The organism is Hydrogenophaga electricum, assembly GCF_030160815.1.
In the GTDB taxonomy this organism is placed as follows: domain Bacteria; phylum Pseudomonadota; class Gammaproteobacteria; order Burkholderiales; family Burkholderiaceae_C; genus Hydrogenophaga; species Hydrogenophaga electricum.
Genome location: NZ_BSPB01000031.1, coordinates 13,265 through 34,641 on the forward strand (window position 1 = coordinate 13,265; position 21,377 = coordinate 34,641).

Genomic DNA, 21,377 nt, shown 5'->3' on the forward strand with positions numbered 1-21,377 from the left:
CATCGGGTGCTGATTTTCGAATCCCAGCGCGAAGCGCGCGCGCGTACCCGGCAATTGCTGCTGGCGTTCCTGCTGACGGTCTTGCTGCTGGTGCTGGCGGTCAATGCGGCGCTGGCGCTGGCCTGGGGCATCACCTGGGCCTTCTGGGTACCGGTCTCCTTGGGGTATCCGCGGCACTTCTTTGCGGTCAATACCGGTGTCACCCTGCTGTTTGTGCTGGGCGGCTGGTGGGTCGAGTCCTCGCGGTTGAGCCATGGTGGGGCGCAGTGGCTGGCCGAGCGCATGGGCGCCCGCCCGCTCCAGCCGGGCAGCGATTTCGACGAGCACCGTCTGGCCCACATCGCCGATGAAATGGCGATTGCGTCGGGCATGGACCGGCCGGTTGTCATGGTGGTGGCGCGCGATGGCGGGATCAACGCGTTCGCGACAGGCTGGGACCAGCGTGACGCGGTGGTGGCGGTGACGCGCGGGGCGCTCGACCACCTCTCGCGCGAGGAACTGCAAGGCTTGGTGGCGCACGAGTTCAGCCACATCCGCGAAGGCGATACGCGCCTGAACATGCGCCTGATCGGCATGGTGTTCGGGCTGGAGATGATCTGGCGCATGGGGCAGACCCTGGCAGAGCCCGACGAGTTGGGGCGCCGGTCGCTGCTGGTGCCACTCGGTCTGGCGCTGATGGCCGCCGGCTGGCTCGGCTGGCTGGCCGGGCACGTTCTGCAGGCGGCCGTGTCGCGACAGCGCGAATTCCTGGCCGACGCCCGCGCGGTGCAGTGGACCCGCAGCCGGGACGGGCTGGGCGGTGTGCTGCGCAAGGTCTGGCGGCAGCGCCTGGACGGGTTGGCGCTGCCGGCCACGGACTCCCTCGTGCAGCATCTGCTGCTGGTGGGCGACGAGACGGGGCGGATGGCCGGCTGGCTCGACGCCCATCCGCCGCTGGCCGAGCGTGTGCGTCGGTTGTATGGCCGCAGCATGGGGCCCATGCCCCTGACGCGGCCGGATGAAAGGCCGCCAGTGGCCACGCCGGAGGCGGTGCCCGCGACGGTGCCCGCTGGCGATGCCTCCGGCTGGCGCATTGTTTGAGGGGTTTCAAGCTTGTCTGTGCATTCATCGGTGGTGACCGCTTCCCCGTCTTTGGCGCCGACGCTGGCCGTCCAGTTGCGCCATGCCGCGGACTGCGTGCGGGCGGTCGAAAAAGGGCAGTCGCTGGGGGATGCCTTGCCGCGCGTCCCGGAAGCTTTGCGGCCCGGCGTGCAGGCGCTGGCTTTTCATGTGCTGCGCCATCTGGGTGCGGCGCGAGCTGCCTTGCAGGCGCTGGCACCGCGCAAGCCCGAAGCGCCGGTGCAAGCGCTGCTGCACAGCGCGCTGGCGCTGCTGGTGAGCGATGAGCCCACGCCGGGTGCGAGCTATGCCCCCCACACGGTGGTCGATCAGGCGGTCGAGGCCGCCAAGCTGAGCCGGGGGACGCAACGCGCGGCGGGTTTTGTCAACGCGGTGCTGCGCCGCTGGCTGCGCGAGCGGAGCGAACTGCTGGTGCGTCTCCAGAAGCAACCGGTGGCCCGGTGGAACCACCCGGCGTGGTGGATCGATCGCCTGCGAACCGACCACCCGGACGGCTGGGAGGCCGTGCTGGCCGCCAACAACCGGCCGGGGCCCATGACCTTGCGGATCAATCGGCGCCGGATCGCTCGCAGCGACTACCAGCAACGGTTGACCGAGCAAGGCCTGGCGTCGCGGGTGGTGGGCGAAGACGGGCTCGAACTGCTGGATGCCCGGCCGGTGTCGGCCTTGCCGGGCTTCGAGCAAGGCTGGTTTGCGGTGCAGGACGCGGCGGCCCAGATGGCTGCGCCCCTGCTGCTGGCCGGTCGCACTTGGAGCCCGGCCGATCGGGTGCTCGACGCCTGTGCCGCCCCCGGAGGGAAAACCGCCCATCTGCTTGAGCACGCCGATCTCGATCTGCTGGCGCTGGACGTGGATGCCCGCCGCTGCGAGCGCATTCGCGAGAATCTGCAGCGCCTGGGGCTGGTGGCCGAGGTCAAGGCCGCCGACGCCGGCCGGCCCGCCGACTGGTGGGACGGCCTGCCTTTCGACGCCATCCTGCTGGACGCGCCCTGTACCGCGTCGGGCATCGTGCGCCGCCATCCCGACGTGCGCTGGCTGCGCCGTCCCGGTGATGTGGAACAGCTGGCGCAGATCCAGCAGACCTTGCTGGAGGCGCTCTGGCCCTTGCTCAAGCCCGGGGGGCGGCTGCTGTATGCCACCTGCTCGGTCTTCCGGGCCGAAGGGGCGTCGCAGGTGGCGGCGTTCCTTGCGCGCCACAGCGACGCCGTAGCGGGGCCTGCCCCTGGTCATCTGTTGCCCGGAAATGCCGGCCGGAACGGGGAGTTCGCCGACAATCCTTCTGGTGGACAAGACGGATTTTTCTATGCCCGGCTGGACAAGCGCGCGCCCTGAGCCGGTGCGCGGCCATGCCGTTGGCGTTCCCGTCTGGCTGTGCTGGCTGGCGCTCGGCCTGCTCTGGTGGGCGCTGGGCGCGGCACCAGCCTTGGCGCGCGAGCCCGAGTTGCAGCAGTTCCAGCTGCGGCGCACGGCCGACGCTGTGCAGCTCACCGTGCGACTGGGGCTGGAACTGACGCCGGCCGTCGAAGATGTGCTGCACCGCGGGGTGCCTTTGTATTTTGTCTGGCAGGCCGAGGTGTTCCGCGAGCGGTGGTACTGGACCAACAAACGGGTGTCGCGGGCCACACGGGTGCTGCGCCTGGCCTATCAGCCGCTGACGCGGCGCTGGCGACTGAGTGTGTCCAACGAAGTGGGTGGCGGGGCGGGCGCCAGCCTGCCCTATGCCCTGCACCAGAACCACGACAGCCTGGAAACTGCGCTGGCCAGCATCAGCCGCATGACCCACTGGACGGTGGCCAACGCGGTGCAACTGGCCGATGGGGGTTCGCACCTCGTGGAGTGGCGCTTCCGGCTCGACCCCTCGCTGTTGCCGCGGCCCTTCCAACTGGGTATTGCCAACCAGGAAGACTGGGTGATCGACATCCGCCGCGAAGTGGAAATCCCCACCCCGAGCGCCCATGACCCCAAGGCCGCCGAGCCGGGTGAGGACAGCGGTGAAGCGGCGGATGAGAGCAGCGGCGCGCCGCGCTGAGGGCCATGCAGCGATCAACCGAATCGGAAGCCCTCGCCGCCGATCTCCACCGGCGGCGCCAGGCGCGCTGGGCGCTGGTGACAGCCCTGGTCTTCATGGCCGGGTTGACCATGGTGCTGCTGTTTCTGCTCACCCTGGCAACGCGCAACAGCGAACTCTACGAACGGCATTTTGCCTGGCTGGTGGGGGTGAACGTGGGGGTGGCCAGCCTGCTGTTGCTGGTCATTCTCTGGCTGGTGGTGCGCCTGACCGCACGCTGGCGGCGGGGCAAGTTCGGCAGCCGGCTGCTGGCCAAGCTGGCGGCGATTTTCACGGTGGTGGGCTTTCTGCCGGGCCTGCTGATCTACACCGTGTCCTACCAGTTCGTGTCGCGATCCATCGAAAGCTGGTTCGATGTGCGGGTCGAGTCGGCATTGGCCGCCGGGCTCAATCTTGGCCGCACGGCGCTGGACACCCTGTCTGCAGACCTGAGCGCCAAGACCCGGCTGGCGGCCGAGGACCTCGTGCGCGTGCCCGATGCTTCGGCGGTGCTGCTGCTGGAGCGTTTGCGCCAGCAGCTGTCGGCTTCCGACGTGCTGCTCTGGAGCGCGACCGGGCAATCCCTGGCCAGCGCGGGCACGTCGCGATACGACCTCAGCCCCGACCGCCCGTCGCTGGCACAGTTGCGCACTGTGCGCAGTTCGCGCGTGCTGACCCAGATCGAAGGGCTGGAGGAGGGCGTCGATGTCGAGGGCGGTTCGGCCAGCCGTGCACGGGTGCAGGTGCTGGCGCTGGTGCCGTCGTCGGCCTTCGGCTTCAGCGCCGAGCCCCGCTTTCTGCAGGTGATCGCGCCACTGCCCAGCGCCTTGGTGACCGACGCGCTGGCCGTGCAAGTGGCGAACCGCGAGTACCAGGAGCGTGCCCTGGCCAGGCAGGGCCTGCGTGGCATGTACATCGGCACGCTGACCCTGACACTGTTCCTGGCGGTGTTCGGCGCCGTGCTCATTGCCGTGTTGTTGGGCAACCAGATCGTGCGGCCGCTGCTGGTGCTGGCCGAGGGCATGCGCGAAGTGGCCGCGGGCGACCTGCGGCCCAAGACGGCGCTGACGTCGCGCGACGAACTTGCCGGCCTGACCCGCACCTTCGCCCACATGACCATCGATCTGGCCGATGCGCGGGCCGCGGTGCAGCACAGCATGGCGCAGGTGGACGCCGCGCGCGAGAACCTTCAGACCATCCTGGACAACCTGACGGCGGGCGTCGTCGTGCTCGATGACCTGGCCCGCATCCACAGCGTCAACCCGGGTGCCGAACGCATCCTGCACCTGTCCCTGGCCCCCTACATCGGGCAGCCGCTGGCCAACCTGCCCGGGCTCGAACCGCTGGCCGAAGGGGTGCTGCAGCAGTTCGAGCGCCTGCGCGCTGACGAGCACGATGGCGGGCACTGGCAGCAGTCCTTCGAGCTGACCGCCGACGGGCAGACCCCGTTCCAGCAAGGCATCACGCTCATTGCCCGCGGAGCGATGCTGCCGAATGGCGAGCGCCTGCTGGTGTTCGACGACGTGTCCGAGATGGTGTCCGCGCAGCGTGCGAAGGCCTGGGGCGAGGTGGCCCGGCGGCTCGCACACGAAATCAAGAACCCGCTCACCCCCATCCAGCTGTCGGCAGAGCGACTGGCGATGAAGCTCGACGGCAAGGTGCAGCCGGCCGAGCAGGCCATCCTCGACAAATCCGTGCGCACCATCGTCGACCAGGTGGATGCGATGAAGCGCCTGGTCAACGAATTCCGCGACTTTGCGCGGCTGCCAGCCGCACAGCTCGTGCCGCTGGACCTCAATGCGCTGCTCAAGGACGTGCTCAGTCTTTACGACAACGCCGCGGTGCCGGTGCACCGCGAACTGGCGCCCGACCTGCCGCCCGTGCTGGCCGACGCCCAGCAGGTGCGCCAGGTGCTGCACAACCTGGTGCAGAACGCGCAGGATGCCATGGCCGGCCATGCGCAGGCCTCGGTGCTGGTGCGCACGCGCCGTTCGGATTCGGGCGCCTGGGTGCGGCTGTCCGTGCTGGACGAGGGGCCCGGGTTTGCCGAGCCCATTCTCAAACGCGCCTTCGAACCCTATGTCACCACCAAGGCCAAAGGCACTGGTCTGGGCCTGGCCGTGGTGAAAAAAATCATGGACGAACACGGGGGGCGCGTCGACGTGGGCAACCGATTGATCGACGGCAAAGTGGTGGGGGCGCAAGTGTCGTTATCATTCGCAGTTGCTAATTGACAACATTTGCGAAGGGAAGACACGCTCGCATGGCAACGATTCTGGTCGTCGACGACGAGTTGGGCATCCGGGACCTGCTCTCGGAAATCCTCAACGATGAAGGACACACGGTCGAACTGGCCGAAAACGCCGCGCAGGCGCGCCAGGTGCGCAGCCAGCTGCGCCCCGATCTGGTGTTGCTCGACATCTGGATGCCCGACACGGATGGGGTGAGCCTGCTCAAGGAGTGGGCCAGCGCGGGCTTGCTGAGCATGCCGGTCATCATGATGAGCGGCCACGCCACCATCGACACGGCGGTGGAGGCCACCCGCATCGGTGCCACGGCCTTCCTGGAAAAACCCATCACGCTGCAAAAACTGCTGAAAGCGGTGGACCAGGGCCTGAACCGGTCCGCGCCCAAGGCGGGGGCACAGCCCAAAGCAGCCCCGGTGGTGGAGCTGACCGTGGAAGCCGCGATGACGGGGGGCACCCTGCCCGAGCCCGTGCTCGATCTGGGTCCGCTGCCCCTGCAGTCGTTCAACCTGGAAGGCCCGTTGCGCGAGGCGCGTGATGGCTTCGAAAAGGCTTACTTCGAATACCACCTGGCCAAGGAGTCCGGCTCCATGACCCGTGTGGCCGAGAAAACCGGGCTGGAGCGCACGCACCTCTACCGCAAGCTCAAGCAGCTGGGCGTCGATCTGGCACGCAGCAAACGCAGCACGGCCTGAAACCGCTTCAGAAGATGCTATAATTCCATTTCTCTAGGCCCGGTAGCTCAGTTGGTAGAGCAGCGGATTGAAAATCCGCGTGTCGGTGGTTCGATTCCGCCCCAGGCCACCAGAATTCATCAAAGAAATCAACGGGTTACGCTCAACGGCGTAGCCCGTTTTTCTTTGTGGTGTCAACCAAGTGTCAACCGCGCCAGAGGGTGTTGATTCATTTCCAAAACTGGGCCATTTCGGAACGCATTCACGTTGAAATTTGAGCCACGTTGCGGCTCTATCCTGCTGAATTTTTCAGCACGGGGGAGCAGGAGTGATCAACGTGAGCACATTGAGTAAGTTGCGCCGCCTCGTGCTGAGGCAGGACGTGTCGGTGCGCGAGGCCAGCCGGCGGCTGGGCATCTCGCGCAACACAGCCACCAAGTGGCTCAAAGAGGGTCAGATGGCCGAGCCTCGGTACCCGCAGCGGGTGGCGGGCGCGAGCATTCTGGACCTCTACAAGGAGCAGTTGAGCCAGTGGCTCAAGGCCGATAGCCACCGCAGCAAGCGGGATAGGCGCGGGATCAAGGCTATGTTCGAAGCGCTGCGCGCACAGGGCTACAGCGGTAGCCGAGGTCCGGTGTACACCTTTGCCCAGCGCTGGCAGCAAGAGCAAGGCAACGCGGCGCGCGGCGCGGGGTTTGTGCCGCTGAGTTTTGAGCTGGGTGAGGCGTTCCAGTTCGACTGGAGCTGCGAGTACCTCTTCATCGGTGGACTGCGCCGACGCCTGGAGGTGGCGCACACCAAGCTGGCGGCCAGTCGAGCCTTCTGCCTGGTGGCGTACTACAGCCAGGCGCATGAGATGCTGTTCGATGCGCACGCCCGCGCCTTTGCCCTCTTTGGTGGCGTGCCCCGGCGGGGCATCTACGACAACATGAAGACCGCTGTGGACAAGGTCGGCCAGGGCAAACAGCGCAGCGTCAACGCGCGCTTTGAGGCCATGACCGGGCACTACCTGTTCGAGCCGGAGTTCTGCAACCGCGCCGCCGGCTGGGAGAAAGGGGTTGTGGAGAAGAACGTGCAGGATCGGCGCAAGGACATCTGGCGAGAGGCCAGTGAGCGGCGCTGGTCAACGTTGGGCGAGCTCAACGACTGGCTGGAACAGGCGTGTGTGAAAGCCTGGAGTGAGATGGCCCATCCTGAATGGGCGCAGCTCACGGTGGCCGACGTCTGGCAGGACGAACGGGCACGCCTCATGCCCAACCCCCGCGCGTTTGATGGCTATGTGGAGCAGCCGGTGCGGGTCTCTGCCACCTCGCTGATCCACTTCCAGCGCAACCGCTACAGCGTGCCGTGTGAATGGATCCACGCGGTGGTCAGTCTGCGGGCCTACCCGGATGGCCTGCTGGTGGTCGGGTCTGACGGGCGCCAGGTGCACCTGACGCGCAGCTTCGAGCGCGATCAGACGCTGTACGACTGGATGCATTACATCGCGCTGATCGAGCGCAAGCCAGGCGCGTTGCGCAACGGTGCCCCCTTCAAGACCATGCCCGAGCCGCTGCAGGAGCTGCAGCGCCAGTTGCTGCGCCACAGCGGGGGCGACAGGATCATGGCGCAGGTGCTCATGGGGGTGAGCCTTCACGGGTTGGAGACCGTGCTGGTGGCCGTGGAGCTGGCGCTGCAGTCCGGGCGGGTGAGTGCCGAGCACGTGCTCAACGTGCTCTCACGCCTGAAGGAGCAGCGCACCCCTGAGCCGCCAGCGGCCACCCTGCTCACGCTCAACACCCCGCCACTGGCCAACCTGCAGCGCTACGACGCACTGCGCCACGCCCAGCCCGAGGCAGCACCGGAGTCCGGCCATGCATGACGTCATTGATGCCTTCAAGTCGCTGGGCCTGCACGGCATGGCCAGTGCCTGGCCGGAGGTGCTGGGTCCGCCCGCATGAAATCGCTCGATCATGAGGCGGTGTTGCACCAGCTCATCAAGGCCGAGACCGCGCAGCGTGAGGTGCGCTCCATGGCCTACCAGATGCGCGTGGCGCGCTTCCCCTCCCACCGCGATCTCGCTGGCTTTGACTTCACCCATACGCCGCTCGATGAGGCGCTGGTACGTCAGCTGCACACCCTTCGCTTCCTGGAATCGGCGCACAACGTGGTGCTGGTCGGCGGCCCCGGTACCGGAAAGACGCACCTGGCCACAAGCCTGGGGATCGAGGCCATCCGCATGCATGGCAAGCGGGTGCGCTTCTTCTCTACGGTGGAGCTGGTCAATGCCCTGGAGCTGGAGAAGGCGCAGAACAAGACCGGTCAACTGGCGCACCGCCTGATGTACGTCGACCTCGTAGTCCTGGATGAGCTGGGCTATCTGCCGTTCACGCAGTCGGGTGGTGCCATGCTGTTCCACCTGCTCTCCAAGCTCTACGAGCGAACCAGCGTGGTGATCACCACCAACCTGACCTTCTCGGAGTGGAGCAGCGTCTTCGGCGACGCCAAGATGACCACCGCCTTGCTCGACCGTCTCACGCACCACTGCCACATCGTGGAGACGGGCAATGAGAGCTGGCGATTCCGGCATTCCAGTGCCGCTGGCGCGGCACCGTCAAAACAACGCAGCAAAGCTCAGAAAGGAGATCGAAAACCAGCAGACCCGATAGACTTATCCACAACCGAGTAGCCAGAACATCCATCAACCCAGTGGCTCAGTATTGGACGTGATCGCTGGCTCAGTTGTGCTCGTGAATCAACAGGGGAGGGCTCGCGCCTGGAGACATTTTGCGTGTGCGTGCACTGGTGCAGTTTGAGCCCATGTAGCGGTCGGACAGTCTGGGGGACTGTCCGAGGGGGCCGGTAGCGTGAAGCAAACCGGCCTGAGCCGGTTTGTAGCGTAGCCCGGACACCAGCATGGGCGCATCAAGATCTCTGAAAGTCCATCTTTACACTTGGTGTAAAGATGGACTTTACTTCTGGAGGATCCTCCCATATACTCACCTCATGCTAGTTGAGTTTGATGACAAAGAGCTAGACCGCTTGGAAGTAGATGCCAACTTTAATGGGGGCTTCTCGCAGGATATTGTCAGTGCATATAGGCGGCGGTTGCAGCAAATTAGGGCTGCACCTGATGAGCGTACTTTCTATGCCTTGAAGTCATTGCACTTTGAAAAACTAAAAGGGGATCGAGAAGGTCAACACTCAATGCGACTAAATTCGCAGTGGCGCTTAATCGTTGAGATGCGAGGTGAGCACCCCTGCAAAGTGGTTGGAATCGTTGAGATAGTTGACTATCATTAAGAAATTGGAGATAGAGATGAATGCAAGGGTGCCTGTTGAAGTTTTTCCACCAGGAGAATTTCTTCGTGAAGAATTAGACTCCAGGGAGTGGAGTCAGCAAGAGTTGGCTGATATCTTGGGTCGCCCCCCTCGCTTGATTAGTGAAATTATTTCTGGAAAACGGAGCATTACGCCTGAAACGGCAAAAGGGCTGGGAGAGGCGTTTGGGACTGGGGCGGAATATTGGATGAATCTTGAGTCCCTTTACCAGCTCTCCAAGGTGAAGCCTGCTGATGAAAGTGTCGCGCGCCGCGCCGTTTTGTATAGTCGATTTCCTGTCCGCGAGATGGTTTTGCGGGGCTGGATAAAGGCAAGTGAGAACCTTGACGTTTTGGAGCAGCGCTTCTGTGAATTCTTTGAGCTGAAGTCCATCGATATGGAGCCAAGCCTTTCGCATGCTGCGCGAAAAACAGGGGAGGATGTGCCTCCTTCAATGTTGCAGTTGGCTTGGTTGTTTCGTGTTCGAGCCTTGGCTAAGCAACAAGTAGTGGGTAGTTACAGTCGGGACAACTTGATCGCGGCAGTGTCGAAACTTTCCGCGCTTCTCTCTGCGCCTGAAGAGGCTCGACATGTGTCTCGTATCTTGAATGATGCGGGTGTACGGGTCGTGTTTGTAGAGGCGCTGCCTGGTTCGAAAATTGATGGTGCTTGTCTCTGGTTATCTGACGATTGTCCCGTCATCGGGATGTCTCTTCGGTTTGATCGTATTGATAATTTTTGGTTTGTGCTTCGTCATGAGATCGAGCATGTTTTGAACGGGGATGGAAAAGACGGTGGTGTGATCGACACTGATGTCGGTGGGGCAGCCGTGAGTACTTCAAAAGCGGAAATCTTAGCGAATGAGGCTGCGGCAAACTTTTGTACACCTCGATTGCAGATGGATGATTTTATTGCGCGTGTTCAACCGTATTTTTCTGAGCAGCGCGTCTTGCTTTTTGCACAGCGGTTGGGGTTGCATCCTGGGTTGGTTGTTGGTCAATTGAATCGCCGCCTTGGAAGGAATGATCTTCTTAAAAGGCATCAGGTAAAAATTCGATCTTCGCTTATTCCGTTCGCTGATGTGGATGGGTGGCGTGTTTCTTCGGACTGAGAGGTATATATGTCGGCTTACGCTAATCAAGTTAAGGCCTATGTGGAGCGGTATCAGGCGGAGCATGGGAGTGACGGATTGATAGATCCGCATGCTGTCGCAAAATGGGCATACGATAATGGGCTCCACAAACCCACTCTCCGAACAGTAATTGACGCAATTGCTGCTGATATATCGCAAGTATTTCGAGAAGAGTACAGAACTGATCGAAAGGGGCAGCGGTATCGTGCGAAGCACGCTGTTCGAGAGAAGCGCGGGGAAAAAACAATGTCGCTGTGGGCAGACATTGATGACGTGTCTGCTCCGCGCAGTCATTTTGTGCGCTCGTTTGCACAGAGGCGCCAGCAGATAGTGGGAGACTGCTTCCAGCTGAAGACTGATGTTGACGTCTACAACGACAAGTCACCGAACGAACAGCCCATTCAGCTGATTCTTGACTTCACTTACGACGTGGAAGAACTGCAGTTGCCGTTTCAGGGGCGTAAGGCAGCGTAAGCGAGTCGACCAAGTGTCAACCGTGAAGCTGGAATATGCATGTTCAAAGCGGCCGTCGCTGCCGTAAGTGCTTGATCTGGTGGATAATGCAGCTCCATAGCTGGTCCTGGGTAAGGATTGAAAATCCGCGTGTCGGTGGTTCGATTCCGCCCCAGGCCACCAAGTCAAAGCCCGGCATCTGCCGGTAGTCAAAGCCCCGAAGTTCAGGCCTCGGGGCTTTTTCTTTGTGCGTTGTTCTGCAACGTGGTGCCCCACAAACAACCGGCCCGAAGGCCGGTTGTTTGTGGGACGCGCCACGCTGTATGCGTGACGCATGCAGCTGCCAGGGCTTCAGTCGAACGGCCGCGGCTTCGGGGTCTTGTCGGTCGAAGGCGGCAGGATCGGCATGCCGATCTGCGGTTGCTGGCCGGTCAGGGTCTTGAGGAAGGCGACGATCTTGGCGTTTTCATCCTGGGTGAATTCGCGCCCCAGCTGCAGGCGCCCCATCAGGTCGACCGCCATGGTCAGGGTCGGGGCTTCGCCGTCGTGGAAGTACGGATACGTCAGCTCCACGTTGCGCAGCGTCGGCACCTTGAAGTTCAGGCGGTCGGCGTCCTTGCCGGTGACTTCGACCCGGCCCTGGGCGGTGCTGGCGGTCTTGTACGGTTGCACCAGGCCCATCTTCTGGAAGGAATTGCCGCCGAGGTTGGGGCCGTTGTGGCAGGCCACGCAGCCGCTTTCCTTGAACAGGGTGTAGCCGGCGAGCTCGTCCTTGGACAGCGCTTTGTTGTCACCATCCAGCCAGCGGTCGAAGCGCGAGTTGGGGGTGACCAAGGTCTCTTCGAACGCGGCGATGGCGGTGGTGACTTCGTCGATGCTCAGCTTGTCGTGCTTGAAGACCTGCTTGAACTCGTTCACGTAGCCCGGAATGGACTTGAGCGTGTCGATGGCCAGCTCGTGGGTGAACGCCATTTCGCCGGGGTTGGCGATCGGGCCACCGGCCTGCGCCTTCAGGTCGGCCGCGCGGCCGTCCCAGAACTGCGCCAGGTTGAGGCTGGAGTTGAGCACGGTGGGCGAGTTGATCGGGCCTTGCTGCCAGTTGTGGCCGATGGAGGTCTTGAGGTTGTCCGAGCCGCCCATGCTCAGGTTGTGGCACGAGTTGCACGAGATGAAGCCGGACTTGGACAGGCGGGGGTCGAAGAACAGCTTCTTGCCCAGTTCCACCATGGCGGGGTCGAGGTTGCGGATGGCCGGGATGGTCTGGACCGGTTCGTCGGTGCGCTTCTGGGCGAAGGCGGTGCCGGTGGCGCAGGCGGTCGCTGCGGCCAAGGCGCAGAGGGTCCAGCGGATCGAGGTTCTCATGGGTTACTCACTTTCTGTTGGCATTGACTTCGGGTGCGTCGGTGCCCGCGTGGCGGCGTGAGTTTCTGCAGACGGGGCGGTTGACGGGCCCATGGTGCGGGTCGCGATGCGGGGCGCAGTTGACCCGGATCAATGCCGTGCCCGGAAGCCGATAGGCAGGAGCTATGGCTTAAATAGCCTTAAGGCTATCGGGGTCTTCGGTCAGAGCGGGTAGGGAGCCCGCCAGGGCAGGCGCCCGGCGGGTTGGGCGCGGCGGCAGGTGCCGCGCGCTGGCCGCGCTTACCAGCCGGGGCGTCGGCGCAACAAAAAGCGCAGCACCGGCTCGCTGGCTGCGCGACCTTCGGCGGGCAGGCGGTCGCCGGCGAGCTCGCGCCCACAGTCGCGCGGTGCGCCCACCCAGACCGCATCCATGGCCACGCCATCGGCCGATTCATCGAGGTTGAACTCGCCGTCCTCGACGTCGCCGGACACGAAGGCCTTGCGGTCGTTGCCCGGTGCGCTGCGGCTCAGGCTGCCCCGCAAGCTGCCGGGGTATTCGGGGTGCGGCTCGAACAGCACGGCGCCGGTCGACACGGGCTGGTCGGGGCTGCCGTCGGCCGGCCACAGGTGCAGTTCCCAGAAACCGTAGAGGCGGGCGGGCGGCAGATCCTGCGTGCAGGCGGGCGTGTCCGTTGCCGCAGGCTGGGCCTGCAGCGGTGGAGTGGCGACCGTGAACAGCGTGGCCAGCAGCAGGCTGGCGAGGCGCGGGGCGCTCAAGGCGGTGCGGGCGGGCGGGCGGTTCATGCGGGGTTGGGGGGGGCTGCGGTGGCGCGCTGGGCGAATTCGGCGCGCAGCGCGCGCAGCTTTTCGCGCGGGTCTTCCTTCACGGTGGCCTGGTCCAGCGCCATTTCCTGGATGAAGCGGCTGGGCGTTCCGGGCACGCTTTCGCGGCCCTTCTTGCGGCGCTTGAGCCAGCTCACCGCCAGCGTGCGCTGGGCGCGCGTGATGCCCACATACATCAGGCGCCGTTCCTCCTGCACGCGCTGCGCCAGCAGCTCGGCGCTGAGGTCGCTGTCGGCGTCGTCGGTCTTGAAGGGCAGCAGGCCTTCGTTCACGCCCACCAGCACCACGTGTGGCCATTCCAGGCCCTTGGAGGCGTGCAGGGTCGAGAGGGTGACCACGTTCTGGTCCTGCTCGCGCTCGCTCAGCGTGGAGATCAGTGCGATGGTCTGCACCACTTCGAGCAGGCTCTTGCGCTCGGTTTCTACCTGGGCGCCGGCCTCGTCGGCGATCTGGCCGCCGCAGCGCCCGGCGACCCAGTCGCAGAAGTCCAGCACGTTGGTCCAGCGCGCGGCGGCGATCTTTTCGTTGTCTTCGCTGTCGTAGAGGTGCTGTTCGTAGCCGATGTCCTTGAGCCATTCCGTGAGGAAGGCGCGCGCGGCTTCGTGGCCGACCGTGTGGCGGGCGCGGTACTCCAGGTCGTTCACCGCGCGGCCGAACTCGTGCAGCGTGGTGATCGCGCGCGCGTTCACCGCGCTCGGCAGCGAATGCGAGAACAGCGCCTCGAAAAGGCTGAGCTTGTACTGCGTGGCAAAGGTGCCCAACTGCCCCAGCGTGGTGTGGCCGATGCCGCGTTTGGGCGTGGTGGCCGAGCGCAGGAAGGCCGGATCGTCGTTGTTGTTGACCAGCAGGCGCAGCCAGGCGCACAGGTCGCGGATTTCGGCCTTGTCGAAGAAGCTCTGGCCGCCCGACACCTTGTAGGGGATCTGCGCGCGGCGCAGCGCCTGTTCGAAACTGCGCGCCATGTGGTTGGCGCGATAGAGGATGGCGAAATCGCGCCATTCCTTGTGCGGGCTGCTGGCGCGCAGGCTCTGCAGGCGCGCTACGGCGCGCTCGGCCTCGTGCTCTTCGTTGTCGGCCGCGACCACACGCACCGGCTCGCCTTCGCCCAGGTCGCTCCACAGCGTCTTGGGGAACAGCTTGGGGTTGGGGCCGATGACGTTGTTGGCCGCGCGCAGGATGGCGCTGGTGGAGCGGTAGTTCTGCTCCAGCTTGATCACGCGCAGCTGCGGAAAGTCGATCGGCAGCTTCTTGAGGTTGTCCAGCGTGGCGCCGCGCCAGCCGTAGATGGACTGGTCGTCGTCGCCCACGGCGGTGAAGCGCGCGCGTTCGCCCACCAGCAGCTTGAGCAGCTCGTACTGGGTGGCGTTGGTGTCCTGGTATTCGTCGACCAGCACGTGGCCGAGCTTTTTCTGCCACTTCTCGCGCACTTCGGCGTGTTCGCCCAGCAGCTTGAGCGGCAGGCGGATCAGGTCGTCGAAATCAACGCTCTGGTAGGCCGTCAGGCGCTCTTCATAGCGCGCCATGATGGCGGCGGTCTGGCGTTCGCTTTCGTCCTTGGCCTGCCGGATCGCGTCGGCGGCGCTCATGCCGGCGCCCTTCCAGGCGCTGATGGTCCATTGCCAGGCGCGCGCGGTGTTGGCGTCGGTGGTGCCGCCACAGTCCTTGAGCAGGCTGGTGATGTCGTCGGTATCGAGGATGGAGAACTGCGGCTTCAGCCCCAGCACCTGCCCGTCTTCGCGCAGCAGGCGCACGCCCAGCGCGTGGAAGGTGCAGATCAGCACCTTGCGCGCATCGCGCCCCACCAGTTGGCCCGCGCGTTCGCGCATTTCGGCGGCGGCCTTGTTGGTGAAGGTGATGGCCGCGATGCGGTCGGCAGCCAGACCGGCCTGGATCAGGCGCGCGATCTTGTGCGTGATCACGCGGGTCTTGCCCGATCCGGCGCCGGCCAGCACCAGGCTGGGGCCAGCCAGGTGGTTCACGGCATCGAGCTGGGCGAGGTTGAGACCGGCAGACATGGCAGGAATGGACGAAGCGGCAAATGATAACGGCCACCCGCAGGCCCTGCCGGTGGCCGGTTTCGGGCCCGGCCCCGCCTGCCGGTCGGCCAACTGAGACAATCGCGCACCGTGCTGCAAATCCTCCTCGTCACCTTCCCCTTTTTCGCGCTGGTGCTTGCCGGGTTTCTGGCGGCGCGGCGGCGTCTGCTGCCGCTGGAGGCGATCCCGGGCCTGAACGCCTTCGTGCTGTTCTTTGCCCTGCCATGCATGCTGTACCGCTTTGGCTCGACCACGCCGATCGCGCAACTGCTCGATCTGTCGGTGGTCGGGGTCTACCTGCTGTGCGCGCTGGTGATGGTGGCACTGGCCATCGTGCTGACAAAAAACGCCCGCATCCGCTGGAACGACGCGGCCTTCGGTGCGCTGGTGGCGGCGTTTCCCAATTCGGGTTTCATGGGCGTGCCGCTGCTGGTGGCCCTGCTCGGGCAGGCCGCCGCGGGCCCGGTGATCGTGCTGATCCTGGTGGACATGGTGGTCACCAGCTCGCTGTGCCTGGCGCTGTCGCGGCTGGACGAGGGCGAAGGCCATGGCGGCCAGGCCATGGTGGTGGCCGCGCGCAAGGCGCTGCGTGGTGTGGCCACCAACCCCATGCCCTGGGCCATCGGCCTGGGCGCGCTGGCGTCGGCGCTGCAATGGCAACTGCCCGGCCCGGTGGAAAAAACGGTCTGGCTGCTGGCCGACGCGGCGTCGCCGGTGGCGCTGTTCACCATCGGGGCGGTGCTGGCGCGCTCGCAGATCCAGGCCAACCACCCGATGCCGGTGTCGGACTACCTGCCCGTGGCGCTCATGAAACTGGTGCTGCACCCGCTGCTGGTGCTGGGGGCCGGTTCCGCGGCCATCGCGCTGGGCGTGCCGCTGGACCGGTTTGCGCTCACGGTGATGGTGCTGACGGCGGCCCTGCCCAGTGCCAGCAACGTGTCGCTGCTGGCCGAGCGCATGGGCGCCGACAACGGGCGCATTGCGCGCATCATCCTGGTGTCGACGGCGGCGGCCTTCCTGAGCTTTTCCGCCGCGGTGGCCTGGCTGACCTGAGGCCCGTTCAGAAGGTGTGGCCGGCGCTCAGACCCAGGCTCCACTGGCGCCCGGGGCCGGGCTCGAAGAAGCGGCGGTTGCTGTCGTTGACGATGACCGAGCCCACATAGCGACGGTCGCTCAGGTTGTCGATGCGCAGCGTCTGGCGCAACTGCCAGGCGCCCAGGCGCTGTGTCCAGCCCAGGCGCAGGTGCAGCAGGGTGGCCGGGTCGGTGCGGTCGGTGTTGAGGTCGTCCACCGCCATGCGGCCCTGGTGCACCAGTTCCAGCGCGGCGCTGAAGCCTGGCCACTGCCGCGGCTGCCAGGCCAGTTCGGTGAACAGCAGGCGGTCCAGCGCGCCGGGGACGCGGCGGCCCGCCGCGACCAGGTTGCCACCGCTGCCGGCAAAGCTGTCGGTGAAGCGGGCGCTCAACGTCGACAGGGCCACGTGCGTGCGCCACGCGGGGCCCCACTGCGCGCTGTGCACCAGTTCCAGCCCCTGGCGGCGCGTGCGCCCGGCGTTGGTGTAGAGCGTGCGGCCACCGCTGCTGGCAGCGACCACGATTTCGTCGCGGGTGTGAAGGCGGAACAGCGCCAGGTCCAGGCGCTGATCGGCGCCCAGCCGCATCTTCAGGCCGGCTTCGAGGTGGGTGCTGCGGGCCGGACGCAGCGCCAGGTTGGGGCCGCTGGCGGCCGGTGTGTAGGCAATCTCGGTCAGCGTGGGGGTTTCGAAGCCGCGGCCGGCGTTCACGTACAGGTTGGTGTCGGCGTTCAGGTGGCGGGTCAGGCCCACGACCGGGTGGGTGGCGCTGTAGCCGACGCGGCCACTGTCGTCGGGGTTGCCGGGGCGGATGTAGTGGTCGTCGACGCCGAAGCGCACGCGGTGCGCACGCAGGCCGGCGACGGCGCTCCAGGCCTCGCTGATCGACCAGTCGGCCTGGGCGTGCACGCCGGTGCTGCGTGCGCGCCCGTTTTCGTCGCGCTTGAGCGCGCCGGTGGTGCCCTGCAGATTCAGGAAGCCTTGCCGGTGTTCGTCCATGGTGTCGTGGTCGATGCCGACCGTGGCCAGCACCTGACCATCGCCCACCGGCAGGCGCCGGCTGGCGCGCAGACCCAGGCCCTGGTAGTCGCGGTCCAGCCGCACCACGCCACCGGCCGCGCTGGGCAGTTGTTGCGCGGCCAGCGGAATGGCCAGCCGGTTGTCGAGCGTGCGCTGACCGCCGTAGACCCAGGCCGAAACCGTGCTCGCGGCATCGAGGCGGTGGTCCATCACCAGCCCCAGCTGGTTCTGCCGCACCGATTTGCCGGTCTGGAACTCGGCGGCGCGCGGGTCGGTCTGGCGCGGCTGGGCCGCCATCTGCGCGCGCGTCAGGCCCAGCGGGTCGTCCGACGAGGGCTGGCGGAACGTGTTGGCCACCAGCGTCAGGCGGGTCTGTTCACCGGCTTGCCAGCGCAACCGGGCGTTGAGCTGCTGGCGCTCGGCGGCGCTGTGCGGGCGCAGGCCGTCGGTGTGGAAGTCGCTCAGGTCCAGGCGGTAGTTGAGCGCACCGGTCTGCCCGGCCGCCTGCAGCCCGAGGCGTCGCAGGCCCGCGCTGCCGGTGTCGACGGTGGCGCGCAGTTCGGGCCGCGCCGGGCCATCGGCGGTGAACACCTGCACCACGCCGCCCGCCGCGTTGCCGTACAGCAGGGCCAGCGGGCCGCGCAGCACCTCGATGCGCTCGGCCGACGGCAGGCTCACGGTGGCGACCTGCCCCTGCCCGTCGGGCATGCTGGCGGGAATGCCGTCGACGATCAGCCGCACGCCGCGAATGCCGAAGGGCGAGCGTGCGCCCGCGCCGCGGATCGACAGTTGCAGGTCCTGCGCGTAGTTCTGCCGGTTCAGCGCGGCCACGCCCGGGATGCGCACCAGCGATTCCGACAGGTTCACGCGCGGCCCGGCGGCCTCGATCTCGGCCTGCCCGACGGCCTGGATCGACGCCGGCGCGTCGAACGCCTGTTGCGCCTGCCGGCTGGCGCTGACCACGACTTCCGGCAGCGTCTGGGGCAAAACCTGGGGCGCCGCCGCCTGGGCCGCCACGAGACCCGGCGTCAGCGCCCACAGCGTGGTCAGCCAGGGGCAGGCGTGGCGGGTCGGCAGGGTCATGGGCGGATCCGGAAACAGTTGGGCCGGGGTTTTTTTGTGCGCGGGGCGACGCTGGGCGGCGCTGCCGTCGGCAGAAACCGGCCGATCTTGCTACAAGTTCCTTAAGCCCGTCGCCGGGTGTCCGGGGGCTGGCGAACGTGCTGCGCCGCCGCATTGTGGGTGCCTATTGGATTGATTGATTCAATTGAATCGACGAAACCATAGGGAACTTCTAAAGTCAGGACCTCACCCACAGGAGAGCCGCCATGAAGCCGACAGATTCCCCCGGCAATGTCTTGCCCGACTGGCTGGAAACCCTGGCCGCCCTGGCCGCAGCCTTCTGAGTCGGTCGCCCCTTTTTTTATCCAGGAGATCACGATGAGCAACCCCCAAGCCGAAGCCCAATGCCCGTTCCACGCCGCCGGCGGCGCGCGTGCCACCCACGGTACCCAGTCCAACGCCGACTGGTGGCCCAACCAGCTCAACCTGTCCATCCTGCACCAGCACCAGCCGGTGTCGAACCCGATGGACCCGGACTTCAGCTACGCCGAAGCCTTCCAGAAGCTGGACTTCGCCGCGCTCAAGAAAGACCTGGCCGCGCTCATGACCGACAGCCAGGACTGGTGGCCGGCCGACTGGGGCCACTACGGCGGCCTGTTCATCCGCATGGCCTGGCACAGCGCCGGCACCTACCGCACGGCCGACGGCCGCGGCGGCGCCAGCACCGGCAACCAGCGCTTCGCACCGCTGAACTCCTGGCCCGACAACGGCAACCTCGACAAGGCCCGCCGCCTGCTCTGGCCCGTCAAACAAAAGTACGGCAACGCCATCTCCTGGGCCGACCTGTTCATCCTGGCCGGCAACGTGGCCATGGAAACCATGGGCTTCAAGACCTTCGGTTTCGGCGGCGGCCGTGAAGACATCTGGGCGCCGGAAGAAGACATCTACTGGGGCGCCGAAGCCGAATGGCTGGCCACCAGCGACAAGGCCAACAGCCGCTACAGCGGTGACCGCGACCTGGAAAACCCCCTGGCTGCGGTGCAGATGGGCCTGATCTACGTGAACCCCGAAGGCCCGGACGGCAAGCCCGACCCCGTGGCCAGCGGCCGCGACGTGCGCGAAACCTTCGCCCGCATGGCCATGAACGACTACGAAACCGTGGCCCTGGTGGCCGGCGGCCACACCTTCGGCAAGGCCCACGGCGCTGGCGATCCCAAGCTGGTGGGCCCCGAACCCGAAGCCGCACCGATCGAGGCCATGGGCCTGGGCTGGATCAACCAGCTTGGCAGCGGCAAGGCGGGCGACACCACCACCAGCGGCATCGAAGGCGCCTGGAAACCCAACCCCACCACCTGGGACATGGGCTACTTCAAGGTGCTGTTCAAGTACGACTGGGAACTCGTCAAGAGCCCGGCCGGCGCCCACCAGTGGCTGGCCAAGGACGTGGCCGACGAGGACCTGATCCCCGACGCCCACGACCCCAGCAAGAAGCACCGCCCGATGATGACCACGGCCGACCTGTCGCTCAAGTTCGACCCGGCCTACGAAAAGATCTCGCGCCACTTCGCGGCAAACCCGGACGAGTTCGCCGACGCCTACGCCCGCGCCTGGTTCAAGCTGACCCACCGCGACATGGGCCCCAAGAGCCTGTACCTCGGCCCCGAAGTGCCGGCCGAAGACCTGATCTGGCAAGACCCGGTGCCGGCCGCCAGCCACCCGCTGATCGACGCCGCCGACGCGCAGGCGCTGAAGGCGCGCATCCTCGCCAGCGGCCTGTCGGTGGCTGAACTCGTGTCCACCGCCTGGGCGTCCGCGTCCACCTTCCGCGGCAGCGACAAGCGTGGCGGCGCCAACGGGGCCCGCATCCGCCTGGCGCCCCAGAAGGACTGGGAAGCCAACCAGCCTGCGCAACTGGCCAAAGTGCTGGCCGTGTTGGAAGGCATCCAGAGCACCTTCAACGCCGGCGCCAAGAAGGTGTCGCTGGCCGACCTGATCGTGCTCGCCGGCAACGCCGGGGTGGAAGCGGCTGCCAAGGCCGCCGGCCACGCGGTGGACGTGCCCTTCGCCCCGGGCCGCACCGACGCCACGGCCGAGCAGACCGACGCCGAATCCTTCGCCGTGCTCGAACCGCAGGCCGACGGCTTCCGCAACTACCGTAAAAAGGCCTTCAGCGTTTCGCCCGAAGAAATGCTGTTGGACAAGGCGCAACTGCTCACCCTGAGCGCGCCCGAAATGACGGTGCTGGTCGGTGGCCTGCGCGTGCTCGGCGCCAACCACGGGGGCTCGAAGGCGGGCGTGTTCACCCAGCGCCCGGGCCAGTTGACCAACGACTTCTTCGTCAACCTGGTCGACATGACCACCGCCTGGAAGCCGACCGGCGACAACGCCTACGAAGGCCGCGACAGGAAGACCGGCGCCGTGAAGTGGACCGCCTCCCGCGTCGACCTGGCCTTCGGCTCCAACTCGCAGCTGCGCGCCATTGCCGAGGTGTACGCCCAGAGCGACAACGGGGGCAAGTTCGTGAAGGACTTTGTGGCGGCCTGGGCCAAGGTCATGAACCTGGACCGCTTCGACCTGAAGTAAACCAGCGCCCCGGCGCACCGCGATTGATCAGGCAGGTTTCCTGCCTTCGCCCCCGGCACCGCCAGGTTCCGGGGGCTTTTTGCGGGCGGCGCCAGATCGGGCGCGTTCCCTGGAAATGAAAAGGCCACCCGAAGGTGGCCAGCGTGCGGCCTGTTCTGAATCAGGCGTCGCGCACGGTGGGGATTGTGGCGGGCGATTGTGACTCTGGCGTGACACGCTCGGCGCCGTGTCGGCCGCCGCGCCATGGGCTCCCGGTCTGCCGCCTTGCGGCAGGGCTTGCGGCCACATTCTCTGTCGCACCCGTGCCTGGCGACCCCGCCGTGCCCGTGTAGGTTGCCTCGTCATGCCCGCGCAGGGTATCCAGTCATGCCTGCGCGGGCTATGCAGTCACGCCCATGCATGGTTCCCCCATCATGCCCATACAGGTTACCCCGTCATGCCCGCGCAGG

15 protein-coding genes, 1 tRNA gene and 1 pseudogene are annotated in these 21,377 nt (G+C 66.0%); 13 read left to right on the forward strand and 4 right to left on the reverse strand.

Annotation, left to right across the window (positions count from 1 at the left end):
- Positions 1 to 6: 6 nt before the first annotated feature.
- The 11 genes and pseudogenes from QQK43_RS15940 (at position 7) to QQK43_RS15990 (ending at position 10,992) form a co-directional block, all read left to right on the forward strand.
- Entirely contained in the window at positions 7 to 1,080 is a 1,074-nt protein-coding gene (locus QQK43_RS15940) for a M48 family metalloprotease (RefSeq protein ID WP_284308521.1), read from the forward strand.
- Positions 1,081 to 1,092: 12 nt separating this feature from the next.
- Positions 1,093 to 2,451, forward strand: coding sequence for a 16S rRNA (cytosine(967)-C(5))-methyltransferase RsmB (rsmB, locus tag QQK43_RS15945; RefSeq protein ID WP_370465295.1), 1,359 nt, complete (start codon positions 1,093 to 1,095; stop codon positions 2,449 to 2,451).
- The gene (locus QQK43_RS15950; RefSeq protein ID WP_284308523.1) at positions 2,423 to 3,148 is read left to right on the forward strand and encodes a DUF4390 domain-containing protein; all 726 of its coding nucleotides are present in this window, start codon (positions 2,423 to 2,425) and stop codon (positions 3,146 to 3,148) included. Before rsmB ends, QQK43_RS15950 begins: the two co-directional genes overlap by 29 nt.
- A gap of 5 nt (positions 3,149 to 3,153) precedes the next feature.
- Positions 3,154 to 5,400, forward strand: coding sequence for a sensor histidine kinase (locus QQK43_RS15955; protein ID WP_234267469.1), 2,247 nt, complete (start codon positions 3,154 to 3,156; stop codon positions 5,398 to 5,400).
- Between the two features lie 29 nt (positions 5,401 to 5,429).
- Entirely contained in the window at positions 5,430 to 6,107 is a 678-nt protein-coding gene (locus QQK43_RS15960) for a response regulator (protein WP_234267468.1), read from the forward strand.
- Positions 6,108 to 6,143: 36 nt separating this feature from the next.
- Positions 6,144 to 6,219 (forward strand) — tRNA-Phe (locus QQK43_RS15965).
- Between the two features lie 204 nt (positions 6,220 to 6,423).
- On the forward strand, positions 6,424 to 7,947 hold the full coding sequence (istA, locus tag QQK43_RS15970) for an IS21 family transposase (RefSeq protein WP_284308524.1): 1,524 nt from the start codon (positions 6,424 to 6,426) through the stop codon (positions 7,945 to 7,947).
- A pseudogene (gene istB / locus QQK43_RS15975) lies at positions 7,940 to 8,754 on the forward strand (IS21-like element helper ATPase IstB). The gene istA and the pseudogene istB overlap by 8 nt, the downstream one beginning before the upstream one ends.
- Positions 8,755 to 9,071: 317 nt before the next feature.
- Complete coding sequence (locus tag QQK43_RS15980; protein ID WP_284308525.1) at positions 9,072 to 9,368, forward strand: type II toxin-antitoxin system RelE/ParE family toxin; 297 nt, start codon at positions 9,072 to 9,074, stop codon at positions 9,366 to 9,368.
- Between the two features lie 16 nt (positions 9,369 to 9,384).
- Positions 9,385 to 10,497 carry a HigA family addiction module antitoxin gene (locus QQK43_RS15985; RefSeq protein WP_284308526.1) on the forward strand — a complete coding sequence of 371 codons (1,113 nt, stop codon included), beginning with the start codon at positions 9,385 to 9,387 and terminating at the stop codon, positions 10,495 to 10,497.
- Positions 10,498 to 10,506: 9 nt separating this feature from the next.
- On the forward strand, positions 10,507 to 10,992 hold the full coding sequence (locus QQK43_RS15990; RefSeq protein ID WP_284308528.1) for a hypothetical protein: 486 nt from the start codon (positions 10,507 to 10,509) through the stop codon (positions 10,990 to 10,992).
- Between the two features lie 330 nt (positions 10,993 to 11,322).
- Here the strand turns inward: QQK43_RS15990 and QQK43_RS15995 are convergent, their stop codons facing one another.
- The 3 genes from QQK43_RS15995 to QQK43_RS16005 form a co-directional block, all read right to left on the reverse strand.
- A complete protein-coding gene (locus QQK43_RS15995; RefSeq protein WP_284308529.1) occupies positions 11,323 to 12,333 on the reverse strand; it encodes a cytochrome-c peroxidase in 1,011 nt (336 codons plus the stop codon).
- Positions 12,334 to 12,612: 279 nt separating this feature from the next.
- Entirely contained in the window at positions 12,613 to 13,116 is a 504-nt protein-coding gene (locus tag QQK43_RS16000) for a hypothetical protein (protein WP_284308530.1), read from the reverse strand.
- A complete protein-coding gene (locus tag QQK43_RS16005) occupies positions 13,113 to 15,170 on the reverse strand; it encodes an ATP-dependent helicase (RefSeq protein WP_234267561.1) in 2,058 nt (685 codons plus the stop codon). The genes QQK43_RS16000 and QQK43_RS16005 overlap by 4 nt, the downstream gene beginning before the upstream one ends.
- A 111-nt stretch (positions 15,171 to 15,281) precedes the next feature.
- Between QQK43_RS16005 and QQK43_RS16010 the strand changes: the two genes are divergently transcribed.
- On the forward strand, positions 15,282 to 16,244 hold the full coding sequence (locus tag QQK43_RS16010; protein WP_284308532.1) for an AEC family transporter: 963 nt from the start codon (positions 15,282 to 15,284) through the stop codon (positions 16,242 to 16,244).
- Positions 16,245 to 16,251: 7 nt separating this feature from the next.
- Here QQK43_RS16010 and QQK43_RS16015 read toward each other — a convergent pair whose 3' ends face one another.
- Complete coding sequence (locus QQK43_RS16015; RefSeq protein WP_284308533.1) at positions 16,252 to 18,366, reverse strand: TonB-dependent receptor family protein; 2,115 nt, start codon at positions 18,364 to 18,366, stop codon at positions 16,252 to 16,254.
- 357 nt (positions 18,367 to 18,723) lie between these two features.
- On the opposite strand from QQK43_RS16015, the gene katG reads away from it, so the two are divergent.
- Positions 18,724 to 20,928, forward strand: a complete 2,205-nt coding sequence (gene katG / locus QQK43_RS16020) for a catalase/peroxidase HPI (protein WP_284308534.1) — start codon at positions 18,724 to 18,726, stop codon at positions 20,926 to 20,928.
- Positions 20,929 to 21,377: the final 449 nt, after the last annotated feature.